This window comes from Micromonospora sp. ATA51 (assembly GCF_016802855.1).
Taxonomy (GTDB): Bacteria; Actinomycetota; Actinomycetes; order Mycobacteriales; family Micromonosporaceae; genus Micromonospora; species Micromonospora sicca.
In genome coordinates this window covers 1-5073 of the sequence record NZ_JAEVHJ010000408.1, presented here as the reverse complement: position 1 = coordinate 5073, position 5073 = coordinate 1, and the positions used below count along the sequence as shown (strand labels likewise).

Sequence of the window (5073 nt, the reverse complement as noted above, 5' to 3'; positions counted from 1 at the left end):
CCGGGTCGGGCGCCGCTACGGCCGGCGGCTGCTGGACCGGTTGCCGCGCCGGTTCGTCCGCTCGGGGGAGCTGCGCCGGGCGCTCGACCTGGTCCGGCGGCGCGGGGCCCTGGCCGTGGTGCTCGGCCGGTGGGCGGCCGCGCTGCGGGCGCTGGTGCCGGGTGTCGCGGGCATCAGCGGGATACCGCAGCGCACCTTCACCCTGGCCAACATCACCGGCGGGGCGATCTGGGCGGCGACCGTGGCCGGGCTCGGCTACCTGGCCGGCGCCTCGTACCGGCTGCTGGAGCGGCGGCTCGGGCTGGGCGGGGAGGTGCTGCTCGCGGTGGTGCTGCTGGCGATCGCGGTACAGATCTGGCGGGGCCGGCGGGCGGCGCGCCGGGAGCGGGCCGCGCAGCGCGTCGACGGGGCCGGGTGACCGGCGCCGATCAACCGGAGGTGGTGGCGGTGGTGCGGAGGGCCTTGACGATGGCGGGGATGGAGCCGATCAGCAGGACCAGGGACCAGACGATCGCGACCACCGCGAAGACCAGCGCCCCGACGTCGTCGGTGATGCTGACCAGGATGCCCGGGACCAGCCGGTGCAGGAACTCCAGCAGCACGGTGCAGAGCAGGGTGGTCAGCATCAGCAGCACCAGGCCCCTGTTCTGCAGGAAGCGCGGCTGGGCCAGCACCAGCAGCCCGGCCCAGACCAGCTTGAGCAGCAGCACCAGGCCGAGCAGGACCGCCGCCTCGCCGACCGGGAAGAAACCCCAGACCGCCAGGTAGGCCAGCGTGCCGAACGGGGCGGCCAGGAACAGCGACACCAGCACGGTCAGCTCCACGAAGGCCACCAGCAGCAGCACGACCGACGCGATCAGCAGCAGGACCGCGAAGACCAGGGTGGCCACCCCCTGCACGCGCCCCTGGATCCGGTCCGGCACCACCAGGCTCAGGCAGAACAGCCCGGTGGTCCAGAGCGCCACCACGTCGATCAGCGCCAGGTAGCCGGTGCCCCGACCGGAGGGCTGGGTGACCGAGCCGACGTCGCCCAACTCGACGTCGAGCTGACCGGCGCTGTCCCGCAGCGCGCCACCGGCGTCCCCGCCCCCGGTGAGCAGCGCGGCGCCGAGTTCCAGCCCGACCACCAGCAGCACCGCGAGCAGCGCCAGCAGCAGGAACGGTTTACGCAGCTCACCCATGACGGGCCTCCGGTCCGTACCGGTGGATCAGGACGGGGCGACGGTGACCGCGCATCCGGCACCTCCCGGGCAGCGCAGGGTGACGGCGGTGGCCCGGTCGACGGCGACCTTCGCGACCGCCTCGCCGTCGGCGGCCGGCTCCACCTCGTCCCGGACGGTGACCTCGGCGTCGCCCGCGCCGGGGCGGCCACCCCGAACGGCGCCCGGCTGCGCAGCACCAGGGTGCGCAGGCCGCCGGGGTCGGCGATGCGCAGCACGCAGCCGGCGACGAAGCTCACCACCCTCGGCTCGCCGGCGGCGGGCGACGGCTGGGCGGGGGCGCCCGGGCAGTCGGCGGTGACCGTGGCCGGGTCCACCGTGCGGCTCGGCCCGCTCAGGCGGTCCAGCCAGCCCGGCCGGGCGGCCGGGTCGCCGCGGCCGCCGGCCGCCGGCCACCGCGACCAGGTAGAGCGCCACCAGCAGCACCGCGAGGGCCGCCAGCAGCAGCTTCTGCCGGCCGCTCATGGCTGGACGAGCTGGGTGAAGCGGATCTGGTCGACCCCGGCGAAGTAGCGGTCGAAGCCCTGGGTCTTGCTCACCGCCACCAGGGTCAGCCGGTGCGGGCCCCTGCTCAGCTCCACCGTGCCCACGTCCAACCAGTCCGTCTTGACCACCGTGGGGGTGAAGCCGAAGAAGGTGCCACCCACCTGCCGACCGTCGACCACGAAGATGGTGTTGGCGTAGTCGAACGAGGTGGTGCGCACGGTCGACAGGCGCCAGGTGCCGTCCGCGGGGATGTCGACGGTGACGGTCACCCGGTCGCCGACGGCCAGCCCGAGGAAGAACAGCTGCGCGCCGCCGGACCAGGTGACGTCGCAGCAGTTCTTCTGCTCCACCACCTGCACCGCCGCGCCGGCCGGCGACTCCACCGTCGCGCCGCCCACCAGGCTCTCCGCCTCCAGCGTCACCACCTGCGGCGCGGCCGGCGGCGGCTGCTCGCCGGGCCGGCTCACCAGCCAGACCACCACCCCGGCCACCACCAGCACCAGCGCCGCGGCGGCCGCGATCCACGGCCACGGCGCGCGCTTGGGCGGTACGACGGCGCGCACGTCGTACGTCACCCGGCCGCTGGAGCGGGAGCTCTCCTCCGGCGCGGTGTTCGCCGAGTACGCGAAGCCGGTCATGTCGTAGCGCCGGGGCGGGGTGCCGGGCGGCACGGCGAGCCGGACCAGGAACGAGACCGAGCCCTGCCCGGGCACCACCCGCTGCGGCTCGGCCACGGTGAACCAGCCCCGCTGGGTGCCCTCGCCGGGGGCCACGTCGAAGACCACGGTGTCCGGCGCCATGCCCGGGTTGGAGACGGTGAAGGTCAGCTCGCCGCTGTTGCGGGCGTCCAGGGTGAACTGTCCGGCGGCGGCGACGACGGCCCATTCGGTGGTCATGACGGCTCCTCTTTGGCGGGCACGGGCGGCGGGGACGGGACGCGGGCGCGGCCGACCGCCGCCCCGGTCGGAATGGGCGGCTCCGGGTCGGTCCGCGGGCCGACGGAATGGCCGACGGGTGGATCGGCGGGCGGGTCGGCGGGCAGGTCGGCGGGCGGATCGGCGGCCCGGGCGGCGGAGTGTCGGCGTCGCCGGCCACCGTGATCTCGACGGTGACGGCGGCCGGCTTCTCCGCCTCGACGATGCGGGTGACCACGGCGAGCTGGTCGGCGGCGGCCGGCGGCACCCGCACCACCACGTGGAACGGCCGCTCCGCCGGCTCGTCGAGGACGAAGCCGGTGACCCCGGTGGCCAGCTCCAGCGCGGTCCGCATCCCGTACGGGGTGCCCCGCCAGCGGGCCAGCAGCGCGCCGTGCGCGACGAGGTCCCGCAGCCGTCCCAGCGGCAGCGGCAGCGGGGCGTTCGGCCGGGGCGTGGCGACCACGTCGTCCATCGCCACCCACCGGGTCAGGTACGCCACGAACCCGTCCGGCGTCCGGTACGGCGCGAACAGCGCGTCGACGTCGGCGAGCACCGCCTCGTCCGGGGCGTGCAGCGCCTCCATCACGTCGAGCAGCGCGCCCAGCACGCTGCCCGGCCCGGCCGCCCGCTGGTACGCCGCGGGCAGCAACCGCTCAATCGCCGCTCGGTGCATCCTGCCGCACCACCTCGATGTCGTGCTCGCCGGAGCAGAGCAGCCAGGTGCCGGGGACGGTCACCCCGTCGGCGGTGGCCTGGTTGGCGCTGGCCGCCCAGTCGACGGCGTCGCCGCTGCGGTACACCCCGCGATCGCCGCCGGCGAGGATCAGCCGGTCCGGTCCGCCGCTCGCGGCGACCGCGTCGACCGGCACGAACCGGGACCGGTCCCGCAGCGGCAGCCCGCAGTTGACCATCACCGGCTGCCACTGCGGTTGGGCGGCCAGGGTGTCCAGCCGGACCACCCCGCCGCTCTGCGTCGCGGCGACCGCCAGCGACCCGGTGAACGCCAGGTCGCGGCAGGTGCCTCCGATCCAGCCAGTTTGCACGGCCTGCCACTTGACGTCGGACTCGAAGAGCCGGGTCCGGTGGCAGCCCTGCCCCGGTTTCTTCGGGTCCGGCTCGCCGGCACCGCTCCACAGCAGGGTGGCCGGGCCGTCGTACTGGACGGCGAGGACCCGGTTGTCCACGTTGGCCAGCCCGACGTGGGCGAAGGTGCCGGGGCGGCCGGCGGCGGTGGAGAGGTAGACCCCGAACCCGGCCTGCGCGGCCACCGCCACTCCCGGCGCGCCGCGCTCGGAGACGAACGCGCGGACCGCGTAGAAGCCGCGGTCGGCGTCGGACGGGTCGACCAGGATCTGCAACGGCACCGAGCCGGGGAGCAGGGACACCTCGTAGAGGCCGGTGTCGGTGGCCAGCAGCAGTGCCCCGGCGCCGTCCCGGTCGATCCAGGCCAGGTCCTGGATCCGGGAGTCCAGGTCGGTCAGCAGCGACCAGGTCTCGCCGAGGTCGGTGCTCAGGTGCACCCGGGAGCCGCCGGCGTCCCGGGCGGTGACCACGGCGACCGAGCCGGGCCGGGCCACGATGCCGGGGCGGACCGGGGCGGGGGCGGGGGTCACCCGCAGCACGCTCTCGCCCTCGAAGCGGCCGCCGGCTCCCAGCCCGATCCGGCGTTGGTCGAGCGGAACAGCACCGGCCCGCGGCCGGCGTACCAGGTGCCGGGCTGGTACTGGTCGACGGCGAGGGTGCGTACCTGCGCGTCGGGGGCCTCGTCGACGACGAACCGGACCGACTCGACGTACCGCACGCCCGGCTCGGCGTGCTCCAGCATCCGGTACACGTTGGACGCCCGCAGCGGCTCGCCGAACGCCCAGCCGGCCGGGTTGAGCGGGGTGGGCAGCGGGCTGAGTGTCTGGTGCAGCCGGTCGTGGATGCGCTGGCGGACCGCGTCGACGTCCTCCTCCCGGCGGACCACCACCCGGGCCCGGATCGACACCGCCTTGTAGCGGGCCCAGCCGGCGCGAACGCTGGTGCCCAGCGCGCGTCGGCGGTCCAGGTCGTCGGCGACCCGGCGGCGGGCCTCCTCGACCTCGTGGTCGCGCAGCACCGCCACGGGCAGCCGGCCGCCGGGGCGGGCCGCCTCCGGCACGTACGGCACCAGCACCACCTCGACCTCGCCGGGGCGGGCGAAGCTGTAGACGGCGGCCCGGGTGAACGCTCGGGCCCGGGCCACCGCGCCGGAGCCGGCGGCGAGGATCTCGTAGTCGCGGGCGGTCACCGCGCGCTGCTGGGCGAAGAACTCGTACGGCCCGCGGGCCAGCGCGGACTCCAGCGACTCCAGGTCCCGGCCGCCGCCGGCCCGCTCCGGGTTGTCCACCTTCAGCCCGGGCAGCGGGTCGCGCAGGCTGGTCAGCGTCCCGGCGGCGACGTTGCCGGCCGGCCCGCCGCCGCTGCGG

The 5073-nt window shown here is 76.0% G+C and carries 6 protein-coding genes and 1 pseudogene; 1 reads left to right on the top strand and 6 read right to left on the bottom strand.

Annotation, left to right across the window (positions count from 1 at the left end; genetic code table 11):
* On the top strand, positions 1–418 hold a 418-nt coding region (locus tag JNW87_RS34560; protein WP_238455134.1), incomplete at its 5' end, for a DedA family protein.
* Between the two features lie 10 nt (positions 419–428).
* On the opposite strand, the gene JNW87_RS34555 is transcribed toward JNW87_RS34560, so the two are convergent.
* The 6 genes and pseudogenes from JNW87_RS34555 to JNW87_RS34530 all read right to left on the bottom strand — a co-directional run.
* Positions 429–1181, bottom strand: a complete 753-nt coding sequence (locus tag JNW87_RS34555; RefSeq protein ID WP_238455133.1) for a hypothetical protein — start codon at positions 1179–1181, stop codon at positions 429–431.
* 27 nt (positions 1182–1208) lie between these two features.
* A complete protein-coding gene (locus JNW87_RS34550) occupies positions 1209–1685 on the bottom strand; it encodes a hypothetical protein (protein ID WP_238455135.1) in 477 nt (158 codons plus the stop codon).
* Entirely contained in the window at positions 1682–2602 is a 921-nt protein-coding gene (locus JNW87_RS34545; RefSeq protein WP_238455132.1) for a hypothetical protein, read from the bottom strand. Before JNW87_RS34545 ends, JNW87_RS34550 begins: the two co-directional genes overlap by 4 nt.
* A 280-nt stretch (positions 2603–2882) precedes the next feature.
* Positions 2883–3206: pseudogene (locus JNW87_RS34540) on the bottom strand (phage tail protein); the annotation flags it as partial.
* Positions 3207–3276: 70 nt separating this feature from the next.
* On the bottom strand, positions 3277–4236 hold the full coding sequence (locus JNW87_RS34535) for a hypothetical protein (RefSeq protein WP_238455131.1): 960 nt from the start codon (positions 4234–4236) through the stop codon (positions 3277–3279).
* Positions 4233–5073: baseplate J/gp47 family protein (locus JNW87_RS34530; protein ID WP_238455130.1), on the bottom strand; the 841-nt coding region annotated here is incomplete at its 5' end. The genes JNW87_RS34535 and JNW87_RS34530, both read right to left, overlap by 4 nt.